General features: G+C 71.3%; 19 protein-coding genes, 3 tRNA genes and 1 pseudogene. 11 read left to right on the plus strand and 12 right to left on the minus strand.

Annotated features, from left to right (window positions below; all coding sequences use genetic code 11):
• Positions 1-96 precede the first annotated feature (96 nt).
• Entirely contained in the window at positions 97-546 is a 450-nt protein-coding gene (locus tag ACZ55U_RS24120; RefSeq protein WP_465528815.1) for an ARMT1-like domain-containing protein, read from the plus strand.
• Between the two features lie 92 nt (positions 547-638).
• On the opposite strand, the gene ACZ55U_RS24125 is transcribed toward ACZ55U_RS24120, so the two are convergent.
• The 6 genes from ACZ55U_RS24125 to ACZ55U_RS24150 form a co-directional block, all read right to left on the minus strand.
• Positions 639-974: a hypothetical protein gene (locus ACZ55U_RS24125; protein WP_465528817.1), complete on the minus strand. Its 336-nt coding sequence runs from the start codon at positions 972-974 to the stop codon at positions 639-641.
• Between the two features lie 264 nt (positions 975-1,238).
• Positions 1,239-2,999, minus strand: a complete 1,761-nt coding sequence (locus ACZ55U_RS24130) for a relaxase family protein (RefSeq protein WP_465528819.1) — start codon at positions 2,997-2,999, stop codon at positions 1,239-1,241.
• Positions 2,996-3,568, minus strand: coding sequence for a plasmid mobilization protein (locus ACZ55U_RS24135; RefSeq protein ID WP_465528821.1), 573 nt, complete (start codon positions 3,566-3,568; stop codon positions 2,996-2,998). The genes ACZ55U_RS24130 and ACZ55U_RS24135 overlap by 4 nt, the downstream gene beginning before the upstream one ends.
• Before the next feature lie 449 nt (positions 3,569-4,017).
• Positions 4,018-4,965, minus strand: a complete 948-nt coding sequence (locus ACZ55U_RS24140) for a DUF2637 domain-containing protein (RefSeq protein ID WP_465528823.1) — start codon at positions 4,963-4,965, stop codon at positions 4,018-4,020.
• A gap of 118 nt (positions 4,966-5,083) precedes the next feature.
• A complete protein-coding gene (locus ACZ55U_RS24145; protein WP_465528945.1) occupies positions 5,084-5,713 on the minus strand; it encodes an ATP-binding protein in 630 nt (209 codons plus the stop codon).
• A gap of 80 nt (positions 5,714-5,793) precedes the next feature.
• The gene (locus ACZ55U_RS24150; protein ID WP_465528825.1) at positions 5,794-6,840 is read right to left on the minus strand and encodes a hypothetical protein; all 1,047 of its coding nucleotides are present in this window, start codon (positions 6,838-6,840) and stop codon (positions 5,794-5,796) included.
• 622 nt (positions 6,841-7,462) lie between these two features.
• Here ACZ55U_RS24150 and ACZ55U_RS24155 point away from each other — a divergent pair.
• The 4 genes from ACZ55U_RS24155 (at position 7,463) to ACZ55U_RS24170 (ending at position 11,555) form a co-directional block, all read left to right on the plus strand.
• A complete protein-coding gene (locus tag ACZ55U_RS24155; RefSeq protein ID WP_465528827.1) occupies positions 7,463-8,095 on the plus strand; it encodes a helix-turn-helix domain-containing protein in 633 nt (210 codons plus the stop codon).
• A 658-nt stretch (positions 8,096-8,753) separates the two neighbouring features.
• Positions 8,754-8,942, plus strand: a complete 189-nt coding sequence (locus ACZ55U_RS24160; RefSeq protein WP_030459204.1) for a helix-turn-helix domain-containing protein — start codon at positions 8,754-8,756, stop codon at positions 8,940-8,942.
• Positions 8,942-10,150 carry a tyrosine-type recombinase/integrase gene (locus ACZ55U_RS24165; protein WP_465528829.1) on the plus strand — a complete coding sequence of 403 codons (1,209 nt, stop codon included), beginning with the start codon at positions 8,942-8,944 and terminating at the stop codon, positions 10,148-10,150. Before ACZ55U_RS24160 ends, ACZ55U_RS24165 begins: the two co-directional genes overlap by 1 nt.
• A gap of 526 nt (positions 10,151-10,676) precedes the next feature.
• Positions 10,677-11,555 carry an HNH endonuclease gene (locus tag ACZ55U_RS24170; protein WP_465528831.1) on the plus strand — a complete coding sequence of 293 codons (879 nt, stop codon included), beginning with the start codon at positions 10,677-10,679 and terminating at the stop codon, positions 11,553-11,555.
• Here the strand turns inward: ACZ55U_RS24170 and ACZ55U_RS24175 are convergent.
• The 6 genes from ACZ55U_RS24175 to ACZ55U_RS24200 form a co-directional block, all read right to left on the minus strand.
• Positions 11,537-11,893, minus strand: a complete 357-nt coding sequence (locus tag ACZ55U_RS24175; RefSeq protein ID WP_465528833.1) for a hypothetical protein — start codon at positions 11,891-11,893, stop codon at positions 11,537-11,539. The two genes, ACZ55U_RS24170 and ACZ55U_RS24175, sit on opposite strands and share 19 nt — an antisense overlap.
• Positions 11,890-12,711 (minus strand): hypothetical protein, encoded by an 822-nt coding sequence (locus tag ACZ55U_RS24180; protein ID WP_465528834.1) that lies wholly within the window; start codon positions 12,709-12,711, stop codon positions 11,890-11,892. Before ACZ55U_RS24180 ends, ACZ55U_RS24175 begins: the two co-directional genes overlap by 4 nt.
• A gap of 236 nt (positions 12,712-12,947) precedes the next feature.
• Positions 12,948-13,021: transfer RNA gene (locus ACZ55U_RS24185), tRNA-Phe, on the minus strand.
• Between the two features lie 27 nt (positions 13,022-13,048).
• Positions 13,049-13,122: transfer RNA gene (locus tag ACZ55U_RS24190), tRNA-Asp, on the minus strand.
• Positions 13,123-13,177: 55 nt separating this feature from the next.
• A tRNA-Glu gene (locus ACZ55U_RS24195) sits at positions 13,178-13,250 on the minus strand.
• A gap of 115 nt (positions 13,251-13,365) precedes the next feature.
• The gene (locus ACZ55U_RS24200) at positions 13,366-13,707 is read right to left on the minus strand and encodes a metallopeptidase family protein (RefSeq protein WP_189913567.1); all 342 of its coding nucleotides are present in this window, start codon (positions 13,705-13,707) and stop codon (positions 13,366-13,368) included.
• Between the two features lie 220 nt (positions 13,708-13,927).
• Between ACZ55U_RS24200 and crcB (ACZ55U_RS24205) the strand changes: the two genes are divergently transcribed.
• The 6 genes and pseudogenes from crcB (ACZ55U_RS24205) (at position 13,928) to ACZ55U_RS24230 (ending at position 19,761) form a co-directional block, all read left to right on the plus strand.
• On the plus strand, positions 13,928-14,404 hold the full coding sequence (gene crcB / locus ACZ55U_RS24205) for a fluoride efflux transporter CrcB (RefSeq protein WP_465528947.1): 477 nt from the start codon (positions 13,928-13,930) through the stop codon (positions 14,402-14,404).
• Positions 14,401-14,739: pseudogene (locus ACZ55U_RS24210) on the plus strand (DUF190 domain-containing protein); the annotation flags it as partial. The gene crcB (ACZ55U_RS24205) and the pseudogene ACZ55U_RS24210, both read left to right, overlap by 4 nt.
• 116 nt (positions 14,740-14,855) lie before the next feature.
• The gene (crcB, locus tag ACZ55U_RS24215) at positions 14,856-15,230 is read left to right on the plus strand and encodes a fluoride efflux transporter CrcB (RefSeq protein ID WP_465528836.1); all 375 of its coding nucleotides are present in this window, start codon (positions 14,856-14,858) and stop codon (positions 15,228-15,230) included.
• A 366-nt stretch (positions 15,231-15,596) separates the two neighbouring features.
• Positions 15,597-16,265 (plus strand): hypothetical protein, encoded by a 669-nt coding sequence (locus ACZ55U_RS24220; RefSeq protein ID WP_465528838.1) that lies wholly within the window; start codon positions 15,597-15,599, stop codon positions 16,263-16,265.
• A gap of 194 nt (positions 16,266-16,459) precedes the next feature.
• The gene (locus tag ACZ55U_RS24225; protein ID WP_465528840.1) at positions 16,460-18,715 is read left to right on the plus strand and encodes a DEAD/DEAH box helicase; all 2,256 of its coding nucleotides are present in this window, start codon (positions 16,460-16,462) and stop codon (positions 18,713-18,715) included.
• A 212-nt stretch (positions 18,716-18,927) separates the two neighbouring features.
• The gene (locus ACZ55U_RS24230) at positions 18,928-19,761 is read left to right on the plus strand and encodes a TIGR02452 family protein (protein WP_465528842.1); all 834 of its coding nucleotides are present in this window, start codon (positions 18,928-18,930) and stop codon (positions 19,759-19,761) included.
• The last annotated feature ends 14 nt before the right edge of the window (positions 19,762-19,775 follow it).

Consider the following 19,775-nt stretch of genomic DNA (forward strand, 5'->3'; position numbering starts at 1 on the left):
GGACAGCGGCACCGCAGTGGTTCAACAGCAAAGGTAGACGCGCCGCACCGCGCGCGATCCTCCTACTGCAAGATCCACTTCTGAAACACGCCCTACGTGTCGGATGCGACGATGGCCGATGTCCTCGCCACCGTCGAGCGCCTGCGCACCGCCGCCACTGCGGCCGCCAGGACGATCGGCGAACGGCTGTGGCGAGCGATGAACAGCGGCGCGCTCGTGGTCCGCACGCACCCGTTCTTCTGCGCGCCGCTGCCGTTCCACTACATGCCCGCCGACCTCCGGTCCGAGTTCACCGGCGCAGCGATGACGATCCTCAAGGGTGACCTCAACTACCGGCGGCTGGTGGGCGATCAGCTGTGGCCGCCCACCACTGCGTTCACCGAGGTGGCCGGCCACTTCCCCTCAGCCGTCACGGCGCTGCGGACGCTGAAATCGGACGTGATCGTCGGCGTGGATGCTGCCGTCGTCGCTCAGCTCGACAGCGCCGGGACGCCGTGGCGCACCAACGGCCGCCACGCCGTCATCCAGGTCGACCTCCGCCGGTAGCCGAAGCGCCGCCCGTGTGCCCCGCTGTCCTCGCTCGTCCGGACGTGACGCGGCAACCGTCGGAGGTGAACAGCGGCGGGTGCGGCGTGACCTCAGTCCAGGTTCCAGGTCGTTCCGGCGAGGAGACCGTCGAAGGCGAGGGCTCTCATGGCGGTGTCGAAGTCGTCCCACTCGTGCTCGGGTTCGGTGTAGTGCAGGTCGAAGTCGGCCCGGGTGAGGTCGGGCTCGCGCCATTCGTGCGCGCAGCGGCAGCGGACGAAGATCTGGTCGTGGACGGCAAGGAGGAGCCAGTCGCGGCGGGCGCCGCAGCCGGCGCAGGTGATGGTGATGCCGCGCGGGTTGAGCTCGGCGGGGTACGGGACGGCGCGGATGACGGCACGCGCGGGTTCGGGGGCGGGGTTGTAGAAGTCGTGGTCGTAGTCGGTCATGCGGTCCCTTCGAGCCGGCAGTGGGGCAGCACGGGACCATACGACGTGCGCTGCTGGAATGGATCCCTCCCAGCGAGAAGGACATCGAATCGACACCGTCACCTTGCTGCAGGGGAGTTGTGGCGCTCCGGCTGAGCCGGTTTCCTCGGGTCGGTCTGCTTCGTTGGCTGGGTCCTGCTTTCGGCGGCGGCTGACGGGTGACGTCCGTGCTGGGCGGGATTGGTGGGCGGGGGCGGAGGCTCCGCACCCGCCCAGCCGGGTTGGTCAGCGCGTCCGGCGCACCTGGTCGGGGGCGACCGGCGTCGGCGGTGTGATGACCGGGGTAGCCGGTGTGCCGATGGTGCGGCTGGTCGTGCGGGCGCGGGCTGCCCTGGTGCGCAGTTCGTCGGGGGTGGCGGCCGGTGCGGGGGCGGGGAGGTTGGCGTCGCGGCGGATGCGCCAGGTGAGGACGGCGGCGGGTGAGTCGGCGGTGGCGAGTTCGCGGCGTCCGGCGGCGTTGGTTAGCAGGGTGGTCGGGTTGTGGCCGGCGGCTTCGGCCTGGGCGAGGGTGGCGGCGAGGGCTGCCCAGTTCTCCTCGGCGAGGAGCCGGGTGGCCTGGTCGGCGGGCAGGGTGCGGCGGACGGCGTCGGCCTGCCGGTCGTGGTCGGGCTTGGGGAGGAGTCGGCCTTCGAGGGTGAGGTGGGCGATCGGCTTGGCTGCTTGCCGGGTGTAGGCGGCGCGCAGGTGGTCGGCCGCCGTGCGGGCGGCGTCGGCCTGGTGGCGGTGGCCTTGGGCGGCGTGCCACTTGGCGATCACGATGGCGAGCAGGACGAGGCTGGTCAGGGCCGTGGCGGCGGCCGTGCCGTCCTCGCCCCGGCCGGTGGAGGGCCCGGCGTGGAGGAGTTCGCGGGCGGCGGAGCGCATCACGCGCAGTTCGGCGCCGGCTGCGCGGGTGTGGGCGGTGCGGGTGTACTCAAGGGCCCGTGCGGCCTTGTGGAGTTCCTTCCTGCTGAGGGTCGGGCTGGTGGCGGCGAGCGTGTCGAGGACCTCGATGCCGCCTCGGATCACCGCCTCCGCGCGCGCGGCGTCCTGGTCGTCGTCGAAGGCCAGGTAGGCGCGTTCGATGGTGGTGCTGGCCCGGTGGCGGCCGTCAGCGGGCCAGGTGCGGGGGTCGGGCGTGGGGAAGGCGGGTTCGTCGACGCCGAGGGCGAAGCGTGCCTGGATCTTCGGCTGGGTGAGGTCGGAGGCGAGCTTGCTGCCGGAGAACCAGATCGGTCCGCTCTCGTCGCCGGTGGGGAGGGCGAACTTGTAGCCGGTCACGTCGCCGGAGGGCGCGCGGCGCACGGCGAGGAGCACGCCCTTCGCGGCGAGCCGGGCGGTGAACTCCTCCTCGTCCGCAGCCCCGGCCAGGGCCTGGCGTACGGCGGCTCGCAGGCGGTCGCGGTCGGTGCCCTCCTGGCCGAGGCGCTGGGCCTTGCGCAGTTCGGAGCCCTTGGCGCGCTTGGGGATCGCATCCCGGTACTCGCGGGTGCGGGTGTCGGAGAGGTCCTTGAGCTTGTACTCGCGTTCGATCTCAGTGAGCTCGTCCTCAACGCGGTACTGGTCACCACGCAGGCGGGCCTGCGTGAGGTCCGCCCGGACGACGGTCGCGAGGATGTGGATGTGGTCGTCGGCGTGGCGCACGGCGATCCAGCGGCAGCCGTTCGGGTCGCCGTCCGGTGCGATGCCAGCGGCAGCCACGATCCGGCGGGCGACGGTGCCCCACTCCTCGTCGCTGAGGATGCGGTCGGTCGGGTCGGCGCGCACCGGGCGGTGGTAGACGTGCTGGGTGACCGGCTTGCCGTAGCGGACCACGTGCAGGTCGAGCGCGTCGCGAAGTTGGACGAGGGTGGCATCTGGGTCGCCTGGGTCGCGGCCGGGGTCGGGGGCGAAGCCGCCCCAGAAAGCGACGATGTGCGGGTCGGCGTGCTCGTTGGCCTTGCCTGGACCGAAGAGGTACTTGAGCGCGCCGTGCGTCTTGGACCCGCGTATGGGCTTGCTGATCATCGGCGCTTCGCCTTCGCCAGGCGCATGGCCGAGGCGTCGACCTCCGCGATGGCCGTCCGGACCTCGGCGACCAGGGCCAGGGCCCTGTCGAGGACGGCTGCCGCAGGGCCCGGTTCGACGCCGATGCCGGCGTTGAGCCGGTAGGCGATCTGGTTGGCGTTGTTGCCGACCGGCGCCAGCTGGCCGCGTGCCGCGTCGAGTGCCGTGATGGCCCGCTCCAACTGCTCGTCGCGGGTGGTGATGCCGGTGGAGTCATCGGCCAGCGCCTTGCGCTCCAGGTAGGCGGCAACGTTCAGTTCGGCTGCGGCGGCCAGCTGCTCGATACGCGTCTTCTGGGCTTCGGTGCAGCGGAAGCCGACCTTCTTCGGCAAGGGGTTATCGGGGTCGCGGCGGCGACGCTTCGGGGCGCGCTGTGCGCGGCGGGCGGCGCTCGCGGAAGAGCTGGCAACCGGGAGCGTCAGCACGTCGGCGATGGGCTCGGACGGCGTGTCGGTGGGCTTCTCCTTCTTCGCCGCGCCCTCGCGGTGAAGCTCCGGTGCTGTCGCCCTCGGCAGCACCGGCTCGTCCACGCCCTCTGGGGCGGGGACGTCCGCGTGCGTGGCCCCGTAGGGGCCTCGTATGCACTCGCTTGCTCCGCCAGGGGCAGGGAGGTGGTCAACTCCGTTGCGGTCCTGGGAGCTTACAGGCTTCCCGAGCAGGCTGTGCAGGGTTCGTCGGACGGGGTTCACGCGTGTCGTTCCTTGGTGGCGGCTGGTGATTCTTGCTGGTGGGTGTGTGGGTGGGCAGTGTCCGGGTGGTTGCCGGTTTGGCCGTGCCGTAGTTCGCAGGTATGGGCGACGTGTCAGGCGCGGTCTTCCTGGGACCGACCGCCGGTGGGACTGGTGTCCGCGGTGCGAGTCGAGTCCGGCCAGGGCGCACTGACCGGGCGGTGGTGGCCTTCTGCCGAGTGCGGCGGCGGGTCGGCAGAAGTCGGTGTCCGGCTGACCGACCGGGCCGGTCAGCCGGACACCAGGGCCGGTCAGTTGGCCTCGGGGTGCGGAGGGTTCTGTTTGTCGGCTTGCTCCTCGCGGAGCTTGCGCATCAGCTCGGTGAGGCGGGTACTGCCGAGCGGAAGGCCGGCGTCGCGCACGGCCTGTTCGACGATCGCGCGGGTGAGACGGCCCTCGGCGGCGACCGCCGCGCGGCCCACCTCCAGCAGCCGCTCCATCGGCGCGCCCGGCGGACGCCCGATCGGCTTGTTCTCCGCCCCGACGGCACCTTCGGCGGCTTCGGCCTGGGGGTCAGGGTCATCGGCCGGTCGGTCGTCGGCTTCTGCCGGTTCGGGGTCGGGCAGCGCGTCGCGCCACTCTGCGGGCAGAAGTCCGGCGGCGGACATGAGCGTCAGGAGCGCGTTCTCGTCGCTGCGGTCCTCCGCCCGTTCCGGCCGGAACTCCGGTTCAGGGTCGGCGGTCACCGGGTCGGCAGAAGTCTCGGTGCGCGGAAGGGCGTTCTGCTCACCGGTGGCGGTTGGGGTGTCGTGGCCGTGGCGGGCGATGAGGATGTAGAGGTGGACGGCGCCGCCGAGGGCGAGCGGGGCGAGGGTGGACAGGACACCGACGACGGTGTCGGTGAGCCTCAGCCCGCTGCCATCGGTGGGCAGTTGGTTGAGGCGGACCGCGTGCAGGGCATTGGCCCAGACGCTGGTGGCGGTCGCTCCGGCGAAGAGCGTCCAGGCGTAGGCGCGGGCGGGCCAGCTGGCGTCGCGCAGGACGAGCAGGGCTCGGACGCCGTAGGCGATGAAGCCGTCGATGATGATCGGGAACAGGTAGGTGAGCGGTCCGCGCACGTGGGTCGCGCCGGCCATCTGCCGCAGCGCGTCGTAGGACAGGACGAAGCCGAGGACGCCGAGCAGGGCGACGGCGAGCCGGTCCCAGAGGGTGACCCGGACGGTCGGAGTGTGGGCAGGGGGTATCGCGATGGTGGTCAACGGTGGTGCTCCAGGGGTGGCCTCGCCGTGGCGGGCGTGCCGAAGCGGCAAGGCGGTGGTGGGGTGAAGTTCGGGGAGGCCGACGCACCGGCCGGGGTGCGCTGGGCACCGGCGCCGGTCAGGCTGCGCTTCGCCTGCGGCGGTCGGTGCCGGTGAGGATGGCGCGTTCGCACATCTCGGCGAGGCGGGAGGCGGTGCGGTCGCCGAGGGCGTTCTTGATGTCGCCGGGCGCCAGGTTGGTGGTGAAAATCGTCGGGAGCAGGTGCTCGTAGCGGTGGTCGACCAGCCGCAGGGTGAGCTCCTCGGTCCACTCGGACGCCTTGGCGGCGCCGAGGTCGTCGAGGACCAGCAGCGAGCAGGTCATCAGATCGCGCATCTCCCGCTCGGTATCGGTGCCCTGGCGGGGCCGCTGGGAGGCGTACAGCTCCGTGGCGGTGAGCTTGTTCCAGCGCAGACGAACACCGGCCTTCAGCAGGCTGCGGATCGCCCCGTACGCCTGGTGGGTCTTGCCCGATCCGGTGGGTCCGGCGATCAGGAGCGAGGGCCCCTGGGCGATGCCCGGGGTGCCGCCGGGGCCGGGTCGGCAGGCCAGGGTGACCTGCTGGACCCAGGTGGTGACCTCCGGGTGGTCGGCAACGGCCAGGCGGTAGCGCGGCGGGATGCGGCGGTCGGCGAGCTCCAGCGCGGTGGAGGGCTGGTCGGTGTCGGGCAGCGGCCGGTCGGGGTCGATGCCCTTGGCGGCCAGCATCCGCTCCAGGCGCAGGACCGCGCCGGAGGCCGGCTGCGGCTCGCGACGCTCGTCCGTGCGGCGGGGGTTGGGCAGGCTGGTCACAGGTCCCCCTCGTAGTAGTCGCGGGCGTCGGCCGGGTTGGCGAAGGGCCGGTACGGGGACCGGGCAGCGCTCTGCCCGGCGCGGGAGGGTACGGCGGGCTGGGCGTTGATCGCCTCGTGGACCATGCTCGGCAGCACGCTCGGGCTCATCGGCTTCGCCGCGTACAGCCGCAGCCCGGCGCGGATGTCGTCGTCGCTGGTGCCGCCGTCGAGCAGGTCCTTGATGACCTTGCCGAGGTGGCCCCGCACCTTGGCCGGTACCGGCTTCGGGCAGCCGGCGACGTACTCGGCCACCAGGTCGCCCGCGTTCACCGACGGCTTGCCGGTGGGCGCGGCGACCAGGACCGGGCCGTCCCGGTCGGGTGCTGCCGACGAGGGGGCCGGGGTGGGCGCGGCGACGCCGCCCCCTTCAGGGGTAGATCCATGGTCCAAGGTCCATGGTCCAGGCACGACGTTCTCCGGAGCCCTCCGGAGGGACTCCGGAGAAGCCGTCTGACCTGCACTTTCGCTCGGAGCTGCCGCATTTGGCACCGGCCGGGCTGCTGCGGGGGTGGGATCGGGGTCGGCGGAGAAGGGCCGTTGGGCGGGGACGGTCTCCGCGAGGGGCGCGAGCGGTTCCGGAAGGCTCCGGAAGTTCTCCGGGGCCGGGCGCGCGCAGCCCTGGCCCTTGGCCTTGCACTTGCCGCACCAGCCGGCGGGCTCGTGGACGGGGCAGGCGGGCAGGCGCGAGGGGGTGGGGTGGGAGATCTTCTGGTGCTCGTGCCACTTGGTGACGTGGAGGTACTGGCGGCCGTCGCAGCCGGTGTACCGGCAGATCAGGCCGGTCTCGGCCAGCTGGCGAAGCTCGTCCTCGGTGTCGAGCGCGGTGTGCTCGGGCCGCAGCGACCACAGGGCGCCGTTGAGGACGGCCGCGTTGTCGCGCTGGCGTCCCTCGTCGTCGGCCTGGGTGAGCAGGCAGACGAACGTGCGCTCGGCGGTCAGGGAGACCGAGGCGAGGTCCTCCGAGACGGGGTACTCGGGCTTGATGGTGCGGATGCGCGCCATGGCCTACCACCCCGCCTTCGAGGAGGAGGCGTGCGAGACAAGGCGTGCGCTGGCGGCACGCGGCGTCGTACGCTGGGGCACGGAGATTCCTTCCCCGGTGACATTTCGGACGGCAATCCGGTCACCGCGGTCGATCGTCGTGGATGGGCGGTTAGGGGATCCGTGGAGGCCCTCGGTGTTGGTAGCACCGAGGGCCTCGGTGTAGGTGGGTGGCCTCTTCGGTGAGGCCGCAGCAGATCTGGTCAACTGCCAGCCGTGCAGAGGATGTTGAAGCGACCTTCCGCTTGGCGGCGCGAGCTCGACACTATGTCGAGCCCCCTCGAAGATCCAACGCGAAGTGGCCCCATCCGCTCACGGCAGACAGGGCGGTCCGCCCGGTGTCGCGAGGCTGCTCGACACGGTCTCCCGGCAGCGCTTGGGCGCGAGCCCGCTCGGCTACGCGCCGGCGCGACGGAAGGCGCCACCGCGCGAAGGTCTGGGGAACTCGGCTTCGGCTTGCAACACAGCAGGCCGGTCTTCCTGTGTAGTCATGGGCTCACCTCGTCCGGCAGGTCGGGAAGTCGATGCCCCAATCCCTACCACGGACTTGCGGCGACACACAATCGGAGCTAATTTTGCATCCATGACACAGATCGACTGGCCGTCCAAGGTGACAGCCCGCGTCGCCGATGCTCTTCGAGCTCGGCGCAAGGAGCTCGGCCTGAGCGCCCAGGACGTCACCGACGCTTGCGCCGCGCTCGGGTACCCGATCCCGCGCACTGTGATCGCCAACCTCGAGAGCGGCCGGCGGGCGAGTGTCGATGTGGCCGAGCTCCTCGTCCTTGCGGAGGTCCTCGGCGTGCCCCCGATCACCATGCTCTTCCCCCTCGGCACCGCGCCCACCATCGAGGTGCTGCCGGGGCGGGAAGTGTCGATGTGGGACGCGGTGGCCTGGGTGACTGGTGAGTCGCGGGAGGAGGCGATGAAGGCGCCCACGCAGACCGTGCTCAACATGTTCCGCGAACACGGCATCCTCGTCTCGGTCGCGATGCTCAGCCGCGAGCTGGGCGAGGAGAAGCGCCGCGAGGCGGCCCTGGCCAGAGATCCCGAGCACCGGGCGAAGTTCCTCGACATGGTCGCCGAGCTCGACAGGATTCACGCGCGAGACATCCAGTCGCTCCGCAACTGGCGTGCTCGCATGCGCGAACTGGAGGTCGTGCCCCCCGCGCTGCCTGATGAATTCGCCTACCTGGAGTCCTCGGAGACCGCCCAGTAACGAGCCCGTTCCGGGCCGACCGCCCGAGCACTCCCCGGCCGTTGCCCTGCCATTTGGTGCGGCCGGAATCCAGAGCTACTGTCACACCCCACTGCGGCTACCAACCGCGTGAAACGCCCATCCACGACGATCAACCACGGTGCCGGGTTGCCGCCCACCAACCACCGGGGAAGGAACCGCGTGCTGTCCACGCGTCGCCATGCCGTCGGCCAGACTGCCACTGGCCCGGCGCAGGCCGAGGTCATCCTCGGCCGTCTCGCCGTACCTGCCATGCTTGCCGCCATCGCGGCCCACAGACCGATCTGACGGTCCATCAACGCTGTCGCCGGTGACCACGTCCCGGTCCTGCCTTCAGGCCGACAGCTTCTTCCCAGTCACCCGCCGCCCCGCACCGGGGCCGGTCGGGACTTCTCTCCTGTTCCCGGCAGAGGCGTCCAGTCGCCAAACCTTCGCCCCTGCCGGGCCAGATCCCTCCGCACCTGGGCGCTCGCGCGCCCGCCAACTGAAGGGTCCTGTCCCTAGCATGGCACTCTCGATCGTTGCTTCGCCGAAGGTCCCGGCGCCGCCGTCGCTCACCTCCGCCGAAGCCGCCGGCTCGCTCGGCGGTCCGGTCCTCGTCTCGGTACCTGCCGCCGCTCCGGCGGGCGCGGCCGACGCCATGGCCCCGCACGAGCAGCTCCTGCTGACCATCCCGGACGTCATGGCCCAGCTCCAGCTCGGCCGCTCCACCGTCTACGACCTCATCCGCACCCGCCGTCTGCCCTCGGTGACCATCGGCCGCTCCCGCCGCGTCCCGGCCGCCGCCGTGCGTACGTTCGTCGCCGAGCTCGCGGAGGTGGCGGCCTGATGGCCAAGCGCAACCCCAACGGCTCGGGCAGCATCACCCTGCGCAAGGACGGCCGCTACCACGGCCGCGCGTACGTGATCACCACCTCCGGCCTTCGCAAGCGGGTCTCCATCTACGGCAAGACCTGGGACGAGGTCCACAACGCCCTCGTCGAGCTGCAGGCCGACGCCATCAACGGCATCCCGCTGCCCGACACCGACTCCAACGTCGCCCAGTACCTCAACTACTGGCTCGCCGAGGAGGTCCTGCCCAACCGCCGGCCCAAGACCTACCAGGGCTACGAGAGCGTGGTTCGCGTCCACCTCATACCCGGCCTCGGCACCAAGCGGCTGCGCGACCTGCGGGCCCAGGAGGTCCGCGTCTGGCTGAACCGGGTGAGGGCCGAGTGCCAGTGCTGCAAGGGCGGCTGGGACGCGCAGCGGCCCAAGCCGATCTGCTGTGCCGCAGGCGAGTGCTGCAAGCGGCTGCTGTCCGCGCGGATGATCCAGTCCGTGCACGCCGTGCTCCGCAACGCGCTGGAGCACGCCGTCCGAGAGGAGCTGATCCACAAGAACGTGGCCAAGCTCGTGAAGGTCCCCGCGCCCGACTATCGGATCGGCAAGGGCCTGACCACCGCTCAGGCCAAGCTCGTGCTCAAGGAGCTGAGCGGCCACCGCCTGCACACCCTGTACGTGCTCGCGCTGATGCTCGGCATGCGCCGGGGCGAGCTGCTCGGCCTTCGCTGGAGCTCCGTCGACCTGGAGCGCGGCACCCTCACGGTGAGCACCAACCTCCAGCGGGTCGACGGTGAGCTGCGGCTCGTCCTGCCCAAGACGCTGTCCTCCGAGCGCACCCTGCCGCTGCCCGCGCCGGTCCTCGCCGCTCTGGCGGACCACCGGGAGCGTCAGGCCGTCGAGCGGGCCGCCGCCGGCATGGACTGGCAGGAGAACGACCTCGTCTTCCCGTCCCGGATCGGTACCCCGTACGAGCCGGACAACCTGCGCCGCAGCTGGCACGCGGTCCGCGGGCGCCTCGGCCTGGACGACCTCCGCTTCCACGACCTTCGCCACACCTGCATCACCCTGCTGCTCGACCTCGGCGTCCCCCCGCACATCGTCCGGGAGATCGCCGGCCACAGTGACGTCGGCGTGACCATGAAGGTCTACGCGCACGCCTCCCTCGCCGAGCGCCTCAAGGCCCTGAGCCGCCTCGGGGAGGCGCTCTCCTAGCCTCGCGCTCTGGCTCATTAGGTCCACTTGTGCCCGGCAGGACCCAACCCTCGGGGTCCTGCCGGGCACAAGTGTCGTATGTGGTTGGGGCTCACTGACCGTTAGCTTGGCCGGTCGCCCTGGCCAGCCAGTCCGGGTACCACCCGCCGAAGCTGACACGGTGGCCAGTTGGTAGCGACCGGCTCGCGGGGCCGTCGCAAGTCTGTAGGTCCTTCCAGAGGGTGCCACGTTCGGGCCCGGTCACGACGGGCCATGTGTAGTAGCCGCGTCCCTCGTGGCTGACACATACGGCCCCAGCGGTCATCTCGTCGTTGCGTTTCTCCCACTCGTTGTCCCGGGCGCGGTACGCCGCGAGATAGGACTGCTCGAGTCACAGCAGCTTACGGCCCCCCGATCATGCTCGATCCCAGACCGGACAGAATGCCGGCCAAAACCGCTCCGCTGCCCTCGCTGATCCCGAAGCATCCGCACCGGGGCATGAATCTCGATAGTCTGGACACCAGGTTGATCTCGGTGGAGGGGAATCGTGCCAGGGAAGAGCCAATGGATCGAGCACGAGTACTTTCGTACGTACAGGATTGCGACGCGAGTCGAGGATATTTGCCTGAATCCGGTCAATTACTTGCGGGAGCTGGAGGTGCTGTTCCTTGAGGATGGCATTCTTGCTTTCGCCCCCAGTTGGCAGAAGGATACGGCCCTTCATCGGATCATCAGGTATATTGCTGACGATATTTTCGCGGAAGACACCAGCGGGCCGGTGTGTGTCCCATGGGGGCCCGATCCTGTGCATCCCCAGTGGATTCTTCCTGTCGATTTGGCCCTTAATTTGTATGGCCTGGTCGAGGAGCCGGAATTCTTCATCCCGGAGGAACGTGAACTTATCCGAGGGGAGGACGGGATCCTCCGGCAGCGCACGCCTACGTGGGTGGAAGACGCATGCTATGAGCACCACCAAGACCTGATGCTGACTCAGGTATATGAAGATCTGCTCATGAGGATTGCTGAGGAGGTCTTCTTTGTTATGTTCCTCAACCGTCGAGCCCTAGAGGGACTCAACAGGCATCTTGCCGGGCGCCTGCAAGATGTAGATCCGAGGTACCTGGCGGAGGAGGATGAGGAAGCAGCTCGACTGTTCTCTGGCACTGGCGAACTTAAGCGGGTGCGTCCTCCAGTGTGGGCTAAGAGGGCGGTATTCTATCGCGAGCGAGGGCGCTGCGCATCGTGTCGAACGGATTTGTCAGGTCTTGTTGACACGTTTCCAGACGCGAACTATGACCACATGGTCCCCCTGGCGAAAGGCGGACTCAACGACCTGACGAATCTGCAGCTACTATGCGGCAGGTGCAACCTCAAAAAGTCGGATAAGTCGGTCGTTTCAAGTAATCGCTATCGACGCTGGTACTGACCGGCGCGATCTCCTGGCGGATTGACAGGCGTGCCACAGGCGTGCCAGATCGGGCGGTACGTGGCGGTCAGTCGTGGAACTCCGCCCGCGCCCACTTCGAGGAGGAAGGTGCGGTGGTGGTCCGGCGGAAGGGACACGCCGAGTTCTTCCTCGGCTTCCGCCAGCTCGGTCTTGCTGAGGGGCGGCTCCACCAGGAAGTCATGCCCGAAACCCTGCCAACGAGCCCCGAAGACCTCACCCGCGAACGGGGCGTCCCGCAGGGCCAGAACCTGCTCACGAACTCCCGACCAGTCCACTCCTGAGCCGGCGATCTCCGCCCCTCGTGCATTGCCCGTCATGATCGAGTCTCCCCGTGATCCCCGGTTGTTTCGGGACTGATCTTTCGAACGCCCGTGCAGGCCGCCAGCGAACCGTCAGCGGCGAGGAAGACCGCGAAGTGCCATGAGTCGTCCGGACTGTCGATGGACCCCAGCTGGACCGGCTGAGCGCCGTGCTCCCTCAGGGCCGCCACGGTCTCGGGCAGCCCGATAGTCTCGATGTTCGCGGCCCTGGTGTGTTCGAGCCGGACAGCGTAAGTACCGGCCAGCACCTCCGCGGGGACCACTCCGTCCCCGATCCTGCAGGCACCGCCTGTAAGTACTGCCTCCCGTGCCGCCCTGCAGACCTGAGTCTGCTCCGCAAGGATGCGGAGCATAGCCTCGGACGCCGGGTCGGTGTCCGGTGGATCAAGAACCAGGTCGTCTTCCCAGCCCCCCGGCAGCCTGGCTGCCGTGACGACCAGATCATCAGCCAGAGCGAGGATCCGAACACTTCCAACCTGGAATGTCACCTTGAAGCCGACGCGGCTGTCGATGGACCGCTGTCGGATGTGCTGGATGGAGACGACCTCGCTGCCTGCGAACGGTGCGAGAGGGAACTCATCCGGTGCGGCGCTGACCGTGACATGCCCAAGCATGTCCATGTCGTAGCAGTCGTGGGGCTCATCGATCCGAAGATCAAGTATGTGGTCCAGCGTGTGGAACCGGACCGGGCCGAGGTCCTCCACATGCAGCCACATGTGCAACAGCTCGGGCTCGCCACCGCCGTCGCGGTCGTGGAACCACGAGCACGTCACGCCTTGCACTTGCCGACCGACGACGTCCTCCGGAGTCACCACCGGACGATCGTGTCAGTCTCGGCTGGAGGGGATCAACGGGATTCTGCGGACGCCGGCCATCCCTGCGGGGCAGCGTCCTGTGATCGACGTCATGTGCTCCCATTGCCGGGAACAGCCATCGTGGCTGCCCAGAGCCAGGGCCATTCGGGGCCGTTGGCGTCAGCGTTGGCGTCAATCGGCACGAAAATGCCCCCGAAGCGATTCGCTTCAGGGGCATCGTGCCTGGTCAGGCTATGTGGCCAGGGCCGGGGTCGAACCGGCGACCTTCCGCTTTTCAGGCGGACGCTCGTACCAACTGAGCTACCTGGCCGTACTGCACCGTCTCTTGCGAGACGAGCGATCCCGACGGGACTTGAACCCGCGACCTCCACCTTGACAGGGTGGCGAGCTAACCAACTGCTCCACGGGACCTTGTAGTGGTCGCCCACTTAGGTCTTGCGGCACTGCACTTTACTACGGTACTGCGTGCCCCCAACGGGATTCGAACCCGTGCTACCGCCTTGAAAGGGCGGCGTCCTGGGCCACTAGACGATGAGGGCTTGCGGCCTGTCCTTTGCCGTATCCGGCGTTCGGGGACGTCGAGAAGCATATGGGATGCGGGGCGGATCGCCAAAACGGGTTTCGGCCGGGTGGGGGCGGGGGCGGTCGCGGGGGTCAGGACCAGCCCAGCTCGTCCAGCTCGTGGTCGTCGAAGCCGAAGTGGTGGGCGACCTCGTGGATGACGGTGGTGCGGACCTCCTCGACCACCTGTTCGCGGGTGTCGCAGTGGCGCAGGGTGGGGCCGCGGTAGATCAGGATGCGGTCGGGCAGGACGCCGGCGTACCACTCGCCGCGCTCGGTGAGCGGGGTGCCCTCGTAGAGGCCGAGCAGTTCGGGGTCGCTCGGGTCGGGCTCGTCCTCGACGAAGATCGCGACGTTGTCCATCATGGCCGCGAGCTGCGGGGGGATCTGGTCGAGGGCGTCGCTGACCAGCGTCTCGAACTCTTCCCGGGTCATCTCCACCGGATCATTGTCCGGTGTCGGATGACGGTGTGCCAGGTGGCGGAGGCCGGTGTTTGATGGGGCTGTGACGGCTTCGGAAGGCGCGTTGGGAGACACCGCGGACGGCCCGGCCCGGACGCGGCAGGTGGCCGCGGCGCCGGGCGGCGGTCGCGAAGGCAGCCGTCAGGGCCGTCGCGAGGGCCGTCGAAGCCGCCGCGAGGGCCGTCCGCCGGGGCTGCGCGGGCAGGGGCCGGCGGTGGCCGTGGTCGCGGTGGGCGGGGCGGTCGGGGCGGCCGCCCGGTACGCCGCCGGGCTCGGCCTCCGGACCGCCCCGACGGCCTTCCCGTGGACGACGCTGCTGGTCAACGTGGTCGGCTGCGCGGTGATCGGGGTGTTCCTGGTGGTGCTCACCGAGGGCCGTCAGGCGCATCCGCTGGTGCGGCCGTTCTTCGGCACCGGTGTGCTGGGCGGGTTCACCACCTTCTCGACGTACGCGGTGGACATCCGGCGCCTGCTGGAGGCCGGCCGGCTCGGGCCCGCCCTGGGGTACCTCGGGCTGACGCTGCTGGGAGCGCTGTTCGCGGTGTGGGCGGCGGCCGGGTTGACCAGGCGTCTGATCCACCGGGCGGTCCGCCGCGGGGCCGAGCGGGGCCTGGCCGGACGGAGCGCGAGCGGACGGGGCGCGACCGGAAGAGGCGGGGGCGTGCGATGAGCCGGCTGAGCGGGCCCGCGCTGCGGCTGACCGTGCTGATCGGGGAGAGCGACCGGTGGCACCACCGCCCGCTGTACAGCGAGATCGTGCACCGGGCGCGGGCGGCCGGTCTGGCCGGGGCGAGCGTGTTCCGGGGGATCGAGGGCTTCGGGGCCTCGTGGCTGGTGCACACCACCCGGCTGCTGTCGCTGAGCGAGGACCTGCCGGTGGCAGTGGTGATCGTGGACGAGGAGGAGCGGGTGCGGGCGTTCCTGCCGCAGCTGGACGGGCTGGTGGCGGAGGGGCTGGTGCTGCTGGACCGCTGCGAGGTGGTGACCTACGCGGGCCGTGGTCCGGAGCGGGGCGGCCCGGGGCGGAGCGACCCGGGGCAGAGCGACCAAGGGCAGGACGACCCGGGGCAGGAGGACCCGGGGCGGGATGGTCCGGAGCGGGGCGGACCGGAGGCCGCCGGGTGAACTGGCTGCTGGTCGTGGTGGGCGCGATGGTCGGCGCGCCGCTGCGGTACCTGACCGACCGGGCGGTGCAGTCCCGGCACGACTCGGTGTTCCCGTGGGGGACGTTCACGGTGAACGTGGCCGGCTGCCTGATCCTCGGTCTGGTGACCGGCGCGGTGGCGGCGGGCGCGGCCTCCTCGCGCCTCCAACTGCTGCTGGGGACGGGGCTGTGCGGCGCGCTGACCACGTACTCGACCTTCTCGTACGAGACCCTGCGGCTGGCCGAGACCGGCGCCGGGCGGTACGCGCTGGCCAACGTGGCCGGCAGCGTGGCGGCCGGGCTGGCCGCGGTGTACGCCGGAGCGGAGCTGGCCACGGCGCTCTGGGGCTGAGCCACGGCCTTCCGGAGCCAAGCCGCCGTGCTCCGGGGCCAAGCCGCCGTGCTCCGGAGCCAAGCCGCCGTGCCGGACCAAGCCGCCGTGCTCCGGAGCCAAGCCGCCGTGCCCCCGGGTCGAGCGGCGGCGCCCGGGGCCGAGCGGCGGCGCTCCCGGCCGGGTGGCGGCGCGCGGGGACCGGCCCCGCCGGGCGAGCTTTCCCGCTGCCCGTGTCCCGCCGGGCCGGGCGCGCGTTGGGCACCGAAAGCGGCCGCGCGCGAGTGGGCGGCCCGGGTGGGGCGGTAGAGAGGGACCTCAGTGGCTTCGGTACGGGCGGCACGGGCGGCACGAGCGGTGCGGGCGGTACGGACGGTGCGGGCGCGGATGGCCGCGGCCGGTACGGCCCGGGGGCGGGCGGCGGCGTCCCCGCGCTCGCGCGCGGTACGGGCGGCGGCGCTGCTGACGATGGCCGGGCTCGGGCTGACGGGCTGCATGTCGGTCGGTCCGGCCGCCGAGGACAAGCACGGGGTGGCGCCGGTCGGGCAGGCCGGACCGGCGGCCAAGCCCGGGGCGACGGGCGGGCCCTCGGCCTCGCCGGGGGCCGGGCACCCGGGCGGGACCTCCGGGCACCCGGAGCGGACGGGCGGCCTCCAGGGCGAGGGCGGGTCGGGCGGGTCCACCACCACCGTGACCGGCGACGCGGTGTCCGGGGCGAACGGTTCGGTGGCCGGGGTGGTGCCGGTACCGGGAGCGGGCGCTCCCGACGGCGGGCCTGGCGGCGGTACGGCCGGCGGTTCGAACACCAGCTCGGTGCCCCACCCCGGCGGACCCATGTCCGGGGGCTCCGGCGGCACCGGCGGGGCGGGCGGCACCGGGGAGGGCCGCTCCGGCGGCGGCTCGGCCGGCACGCCCTCGGCTACCCCCAGCAACCACCCGTCGAGCACGCCCGCGCCCGAGCACAGCTCGCCCGCCGCGACCGTCCCGCCGGCCCCGGACCCGTCCTCCGGAAGCTCCGGTTCCTCGGCGCCGAGCCCGAGAGTCGCCCCGCACTAACGACTTGAGCAGGGGGTTTGCCTCCGATCCCGAGGCTCCTCTATGGTGGTAGATCGTTCGTTTGATCCATTTGACTGGCGCCCTGCTTTCATCGGCGCCCTTGGCGCGTTCCGGCGATCCGTGGCTGACCGCATAGAGGCGGTTGTGAAACAGAACCCCGGACTTTGGCGCGTGCCACTTCCGGAAGGTTTTGCATGTCTCTCGTTGACGACGCCCGCTTCGCCATGCCCGCGAACGAGGCCGCCGCCGATGTCACCGACACCAACGACACCCCCGACACCGCCACCGACGAGGTGATCGCCGAGGCCGCGGAGGCCACCGACGAGGCGGCCGCCGAGCCGACCATCACCTTCGGTGACCTGGGCCTGCACGACGACGTGGTGCGCGCCCTCGCCAAGCGCGGCGTCACCACCCCGTTCCCGATCCAGGCCGCGACCATCCCGGACGCGCTGGCCGGCAAGGACGTCCTGGGCCGTGGCCGCACCGGCTCCGGCAAGACCCTGAGCTTCGGCCTGCCGCTGCTCACCCGCCTCGCAGACGGCGAGCGCACCAAGCCCAAGCACCCGCGCGGCCTGATCCTCGTCCCGACCCGCGAGCTGGCCATGCAGGTCGCCGACGCCCTGGAGCCGTTCGGCTCGGTGCTCGGCCTGCGCCTCAAGGTCGTCTGCGGCGGCACCTCGATGTCGAACCAGATCTACGCGCTGGAGCGCGGCGTCGACATCCTGGTCGCCACCCCCGGCCGCCTGCGCGACCTGCTCAACCGCGGCTCCGCCAAGCTGGACGACGTCAAGACCGTCGTGCTCGACGAGGCCGACCAGATGGCCGACATGGGCTTCCTGCCCGAGGTCACCGAGATCCTCGACCAGGTGCCGGCCGGCGGCCAGCGCCTGCTGTTCTCCGCCACCCTGGAGAACGAGATCGACACCCTGGTCAAGCGCTACCTGAAGAACCCCGTCACCCACGAGGTCGACCCGTCGGCCGGCGCGGTCACCACCATGACCCACCACATCCTCGTGGTGAAGCCCAAGGACAAGGCGCCGATCACCAACGCGATCGCCGCCCGCAAGGGCCGCACGATCATCTTCGTCCGCACCCAGATGGGCGCCGACCGCGTCGCCGAGCAGCTCATCGAGGCCGGCGTGAAGGCCGACGCGCTGCACGGCGGCATGACCCAGGGCGCCCGCACCCGCGTCCTCGGCGACTTCAAGGACGGCTACACCAACGTCGTCGTCGCCACCGACGTCGCCGCCCGCGGCATCCACGTCGACGGCATCGATCTGGTCCTCAACGTGGACCCGGCCGGCGACCACAAGGACTACCTGCACCGCTCCGGCCGCACCGCGCGCGCCGGCCGCTCGGGCGCCGTCGTCACCCTGGTGCTGCCGCACCAGCGCCGTGGCGTCTTCCGCCTGATGGAGGACGCGGGCGTGGACGCCTCGCGCCACATCCTGGACCACGCCTTCGACGCGGAGGTCGCCAAGATCACCGGCGCCCGTTCGCTGACCGAGGTCCAGGCCGAGAGCGCCGCCAACATCGCCGGTGCCGCCGAGCGCGAGATCGCCGACATGACCCGCCAGCTGGAGCGCGCGCAGCGCCGCGCCGCCGAGCTGCGCGAGGAGGCCGACCGCCTGGCCGCCCGCGCGGCGCGCGAGCGGGCCGAGCTGGGCATCGAGGACGAGGCGCCGGCCGCCGAGGCCGAGTCCGGCGAGCCGGCCGCGACCGAGGCCGCCCCGGCCGCAGAGGCCCCGGCCACCGCGCCGCAGGGCGAGGAGCGTGCTCCGTCGTACCGCGAGGTGCGCGGCGAGCGTCCGGCCTTCGGCCGTGACCGTGACCGTGACCGCGACCGGGACCGTGACCGCGACGACCGCCGTTCGGGCGGCTTCGGCCGGGACCGTGACCGCGACGACCGTCGTTCGGGTGGTTTCGGCGGTGGCCGTGACCGTGACGACCGTGGTGGCCGTTCCTTCGGTGGCGACCGTGACCGTGGTGGCTTCAACCGTGACCGTGGCGGTTTCGGCGGTGGCCGTGACCGCGATGACCGTGGTGGCCGTTCCTTCGGTGGCGACCGTGACCGTGGTGGCTTCAACCGTGACCGTGGCGGTTTCGGCGGTGGCCGTGACCGTGACGACCGTGGTGGCCGTTCCTTCGGTGGCGACCGTGACCGTGGTGGCTTCAACCGCGACCGCGACGACCGCGGCGGCCGCTCCTTCGGCGACCGTCCGGCCCGCTCCTTCGGCGACCGCCCGTCCTTCGGCCGTGACCGCGACGAGCGCGGCGGCAGCAGCCGTCCGTTCTCGCGCCGCGACGACCACCGCTCCGGCGGCCGTCCGCAGTCCGACCGCGGTGGCTTCAACCGCGACCGTGGGGGCTTCGGCGGTGGCCGTGACCGCGACGACCGCCGCTCGGGCGGTTTCGACCGCGACGACCGCAAGCCGCGCTGGAAGAACTGACGCCGCTCCGGCCGAAGCCATCCGGCTGAGCCGATCCGGCTGAAGCCATCCGGCTGGACTCCACCCGGCTGAACCCACGAAGGGCCCGCTCCGTACCCCGGAGCGGGCCCTTCGCGTTCCCCCCACACCTCGCCGTGTCCCCCCGAGGTGTTGTTCTGGGGGTGAGAATAACCTGTGGCATGCGGCGGCGGTAGTCCCGTAGCGTCACGGCCATGAGCAGCAGACTGCACGATGTGGCACGGGTGAACGAGGAGATCGCCGAGCGGGGGAGCTACCGGACGGCCGGGGGCGAACTCGTGCGGCTGGGGGAGGAGTTGGCGGCGGCGAAGGCCGGCACGGTGTCGTACGCGCCGAAGGACCTGGACGCGCTGCTGGCCGAGGGGGACCGTGGTCCGGGGCCGCGGGGCGGCCGGATCGAGGTGACGGCCGAGGGGAGCGTCCAGGCCGCCGGCCGGCTGGCCGACGCCGGGGCGGGCCCGGTCGGGGTGCTCAACTTCGCCTCGGCGCGCAACCCCGGCGGCGGCTACCTGCGCGGCGCCCGCGCCCAGGAGGAGGACCTGTGCCGCAGCGCGCTGCTGTACAGCTGCCTGCTGGAGGCGCCGGACTACTACGCGGCGCACCGGGCCTCCGATGACCTCAGGTACAGCCACCGGGTGATCGTCTCACCGGCGGTGCCGGTGATCCGCGACGGGCGCGGCGAGCTGCTGGCGCGGCCGTACCCCGTCACCTTCCTGACCTCGCCCGCGCCCAACGCCGGTGAGCTGGAGCGGCGTTCGGCCGGGACGGACGTCCGTGGCGTGCTCGCCGAGCGGGCCGTGCGGGTGCTCGCGGCGGCTGCCCGGCACGAGGTGCGGACCCTGGTGCTCGGCGCCTGGGGCTGCGGGGTGTTCCGCAACGACCCGGCGCAGGTCGCCGAGGCCTTCGAGGGGGCGCTGGACCGGTACGGGGCGGCCTTCGAGCGGGTGGTGTTCGCGGTGTGGGACCGCTCGCCGGTCTCGGCGAACCGGGCCGCCTTCGAGGCCCGGTTCGGCGAGGCGGACCGGTAGCCGGAAGCATCCGG

The organism is Kitasatospora sp. NPDC034533 (genome assembly GCF_055575155.1).